This is a genomic window from Thalassobacillus hwangdonensis (assembly GCF_042675915.1).
Taxonomy (GTDB): Bacteria; Bacillota; Bacilli; order Bacillales; family Halobacillaceae; genus Thalassobacillus_A; species Thalassobacillus_A hwangdonensis.
Map to the genome: position 1 here is coordinate 1 of NZ_JBHTKL010000003.1, position 4,905 is coordinate 4,905.

The 4,905-nt window shown below is 53.5% G+C and carries 2 tRNA genes and 2 rRNA genes; all 4 read left to right on the top strand.

Annotated elements, in window-relative coordinates:
- Positions 1-1,476, top strand: a 16S ribosomal RNA gene (locus tag ACFQ2J_RS09095); the annotation flags it as partial.
- Between the two features lie 242 nt (positions 1,477-1,718).
- Positions 1,719-1,795: transfer RNA gene (locus tag ACFQ2J_RS09100), tRNA-Ile, on the top strand.
- Between the two features lie 21 nt (positions 1,796-1,816).
- Positions 1,817-1,892 (top strand) — tRNA-Ala (locus ACFQ2J_RS09105).
- Positions 1,893-1,985: 93 nt separating this feature from the next.
- Positions 1,986-4,901 (top strand): 23S ribosomal RNA (locus tag ACFQ2J_RS09110).
- The last annotated feature ends 4 nt before the right edge of the window (positions 4,902-4,905 follow it).

Consider the following 4,905-nt stretch of genomic DNA (forward strand, 5'->3'; position numbering starts at 1 on the left):
GGGGGTGACGCTTGTGGAATGAGCGGCGGACGGGTGAGTAACACGTGGGCAACCTGCCTGTAAGACTGGGATAACTCCGGGAAACCGGGGCTAATACCGGGTAATACCAGACTCCGCATGGAGTCGGGTTGAAAGATGGCTTCTCGCTATCACTTACAGATGGGCCCGCGGCGCATTAGCTAGTTGGTGAGGTAACGGCTCACCAAGGCAACGATGCGTAGCCGACCTGAGAGGGTGATCGGCCACACTGGGACTGAGACACGGCCCAGACTCCTACGGGAGGCAGCAGTAGGGAATCTTCCGCAATGGACGAAAGTCTGACGGAGCAACGCCGCGTGAACGATGAAGGTCTTCGGATCGTAAAGTTCTGTTGTCAGGGAAGAACAAGTACCGTGCGAATAGAGCGGTACCTTGACGGTACCTGACCAGAAAGCCACGGCTAACTACGTGCCAGCAGCCGCGGTAATACGTAGGTGGCAAGCGTTGTCCGGAATTATTGGGCGTAAAGCGCGCGCAGGCGGTTTCTTAAGTCTGATGTGAAAGCCCCCGGCTCAACCGGGGAGGGTCATTGGAAACTGGGGAACTTGAGTACAGAAGAGGAGAGTGGAATTCCACGTGTAGCGGTGAAATGCGTAGATATGTGGAGGAACACCAGTGGCGAAGGCGACTCTCTGGTCTGTAACTGACGCTGAGGCGCGAAAGCGTGGGGAGCGAACAGGATTAGATACCCTGGTAGTCCACGCCGTAAACGATGAGTGCTAGGTGTTAGGGGGCTTCCACCCCTTAGTGCTGAAGTTAACGCATTAAGCACTCCGCCTGGGGAGTACGGCCGCAAGGCTGAAACTCAAAGGAATTGACGGGGGCCCGCACAAGCGGTGGAGCATGTGGTTTAATTCGAAGCAACGCGAAGAACCTTACCAGGTCTTGACATCTTCGGACCACCCTGGAGACAGGGTTTTCCCTTCGGGGACCGAATGACAGGTGGTGCATGGTTGTCGTCAGCTCGTGTCGTGAGATGTTGGGTTAAGTCCCGCAACGAGCGCAACCCCTGACCTTAGTTGCCAGCATTCAGTTGGGCACTCTAAGGTGACTGCCGGTGACAAACCGGAGGAAGGCGGGGATGACGTCAAATCATCATGCCCCTTATGACCTGGGCTACACACGTGCTACAATGGATGGTACAAAGGGCAGCAAAACCGCGAGGTCGAGCAAATCCCATAAAACCATTCTCAGTTCGGATTGCAGGCTGCAACTCGCCTGCATGAAGCCGGAATCGCTAGTAATCGCGGATCAGCATGCCGCGGTGAATACGTTCCCGGGCCTTGTACACACCGCCCGTCACACCACGAGAGTTGGCAACACCCGAAGTCGGTGAGGTAACCTTTTTGGAGCCAGCCGCCGAAGGTGGGGCCAATGATTGGGGTGAAGTCGTAACAAGGTAGCCGTATCGGAAGGTGCGGCTGGATCACCTCCTTTCTAAGGATATATGGAAACGTACTGGTTGTGTTTGTTCAGTTTTGAGAGATCAAACGATCTTTCAAAACGAACTTCGATTACGTTCGCAACATCCCTGTTGCAACATCGAAGCCACCCCATCCGTGGGGAAGTGAACCTTGAAAACTAGATAAGAGCAAGACATTCAACGAACATCGAAACGATAACAACGTCTTTTCACGTTAGTATAGTTAAGNAAGATCTTCAATTAAATATTAATGGATGGGCCTGTAGCTCAGTTGGTCAGAGCGCACGCCTGATAAGCGTGAGGTCGGTGGTTCAAGTCCACTCAGGCCCACCATCTATTCAACCCATATATTATGGGGCCTTAGCTCAGCTGGGAGAGCGCCTGCTTTGCACGCAGGAGGTCAGCGGTTCGATCCCGCTAGGCTCCACCATTTTTGTGTTTAAAAAATGAACCTTGAAAACTAGATAAGAGCAAGACATTCAACGAACATCGAAACGATAACAACGTCTTTTCACGTTAGTATAGTTAAGTGAATAAGGGCGCACGGTGGATGCCTTGGCACTAGGAGCCGATGAAGGACGCGACTAACAGCGATATGCTTCGGGGAGCCGTAAGTAGGCTTTGATCCGGAGATTTCCGAATGGGGGAACCCACTGTTCGTAATGGAACAGTATCCTGTACTGAATACATAGGTGCAGGAAGGCAGACCCGGGGAACTGAAACATCTCAGTACCCGGAGGAAGAGAAAGCAAATGCGATTTCCCGAGTAGCGGCGAGCGAAACGGAATTAGCCCAAACCAAGAGGCTTGCCTCTTGGGGTTGTAGGACACTCCTTTGGAGTTACAAAGAGATCCGGTAAGTGAATCGATCTGGAACGATCAGCGATACGAGGTAAGAGCCCTGTAGCTGAAATCGGATCTCCTCCGGAGTGGATCCTGAGTACGGCGGAACACGAGGAATTCCGTCGGAATCCGGGAGGACCATCTCCCAAGGCTAAATACTCCCTAGTGACCGATAGTGAACCAGTACCGTGAGGGAAAGGTGAAAAGCACCCCGGAAGGGGAGTGAAAGAGATCCTGAAACCGTGTGCCTACAAGTAGTCGGAGCCCGTTAATGGGTGACGGCGTGCCTTTTGTAGAATGAACCGGCGAGTTACGATCCCATGCAAGGTTAAGTTGATGAGACGGAGCCGCAGCGAAAGCGAGTCTGAACAGGGCGATTTAGTATGTGGTCGTAGACCCGAAACCGTGTGATCTACCCATGTCCAGGGTGAAGGTCAGGTAACACTGACTGGAGGCCCGAACCCACGCATGTTGAAAAATGCGGGGATGAGGTGTGGGTAGGGGTGAAATGCCAATCGAACACGGAGATAGCTGGTTCTCTCCGAAATAGCTTTAGGGCTAGCCTCAGAGAACGAGTCTTGGAGGTAGAGCACTGATTGGACTAGGGGCCCCTACCGGGTTACCGAATTCAGTCAAACTCCGAATGCCAATGACTTAGCTCTGGGAGTCAGACTATGGGTGATAAGGTTCATAGTCGAGAGGGAAACAGCCCAGACCGCCAGCTAAGGTCCCTAAGTATGTGTTAAGTGGAAAAGGATGTGGAGTTGCTTAGACAACCAGGATGTTGGCTTAGAAGCAGCCACCATTTAAAGAGTGCGTAATAGCTCACTGGTCGAGTGACTCTGCGCCGAAAATGTACCGGGGCTAAACACATCACCGAAGCTGCGGATTGATCCTATGGATCAGTGGTAGGAGAGCGTTCTAAGCGCTGCGAAGTCAGACCGTGAGGACTGGTGGAGCGCTTTGAAGTGAGAATGCCGGTATGAGTAGCGAAAAAAGAGTGAGAATCTCTTTCACCGAATGCCTAAGGTTTCCTGAGGAAGGCTCGTCCTCTCAGGGTTAGTCGGGACCTAAGCCGAGGCCGAAAGGCGTAGGCGATGGACAACAGGTTGATATTCCTGTACCACCTCCTTTCCGTTTGAACGACGGGGGGACGCAGGAGGATAAGGAGAGCGCACCACTGGATGTGTGCGTGCAAGCAGTGAGACGGTCGGATAGGCAAATCCGTCCGGCAACGTCAAGCTGTGATGCGGAGGGAACTAAAGTACCGAAGCTCCTGATTTCACACTGCCAAGAAAAGCCTCTAGTGAGGAAAGAGGTGCCCGTACCGCAAACCGACACAGGTAGGCGAGGAGAGAATCCTAAGGTGAGCGGGAGAACTCTCGTTAAGGAACTCGGCAAAATGACCCCGTAACTTCGGGAGAAGGGGTGCTCCTCTTGCGAGGAGCCGCAGTGAAAAGGCCCAAGCGACTGTTTAGCAAAAACACAGGTCTCTGCGAAGCCGTAAGGCGAAGTATAGGGGCTGACACCTGCCCGGTGCTGGAAGGTTAAGGGGATGCGTTAGCTTATGCGAAGCGTTGAACCGAAGCCCCAGTAAACGGCGGCCGTAACTATAACGGTCCTAAGGTAGCGAAATTCCTTGTCGGGTAAGTTCCGACCCGCACGAAAGGTGCAACGACTTGGGCACTGTCTCAACGAGAGACCCGGTGAAATTATACTATGTGTGAAGATGCACATTACCCGCGACAGGACGGAAAGACCCCGTGGAGCTTTACTGTAGCCTGATATTGAATGTTGGTACAGCTTGTACAGGATAGGTGGGAGCCTGAGAAGCCGGAGCGCTAGCTTCGGTGGAGGCGCCGGTGGGATACCACCCTGGCTGTACGGACCTTCTAACCCAGGACCGTAATCCGGTCCGGAGACAGTGTCAGGTGGGCAGTTTGACTGGGGCGGTCGCCTCCCAAAAGGTAACGGAGGCGCCCAAAGGTTCCCTCAGAATGGTTGGAAATCATTCGCAGAGTGTAAAGGCACAAGGGAGCTTGACTGCGAGACCTACAAGTCGAGCAGGGACGAAAGTCGGGCTTAGTGATCCGGTGGTTCCGCATGGAAGGGCCATCGCTCAACGGATAAAAGCTACCCCGGGGATAACAGGCTTATCTCCCCCAAGAGTCCACATCGACGGGGAGGTTTGGCACCTCGATGTCGGCTCATCGCATCCTGGGGCTGTAGTCGGTCCCAAGGGTTGGGCTGTTCGCCCATTAAAGCGGTACGCGAGCTGGGTTCAGAACGTCGTGAGACAGTTCGGTCCCTATCCGTCGTGGGCGTTGGAAATCTGAGAGGAGCTGTCCTTAGTACGAGAGGACCGGGATGGACGCACCGCTGGTGTACCAGTTGTTCCGCCAGGAGCATAGCTGGGTAGCTACGTGCGGTCGGGATAAGTGCTGAAAGCATCTAAGCATGAAGCCCCCCTCAAGATGAGATTTCCCATCACTTCGAGTGAGTAAGATCCCTCAGAGACGATGAGGTTGATAGGTCCGAGGTGGAAGCGTGGTGACACGTGGAGCTGACGGATACTAATCGATCGAGGACTTATCTATATGA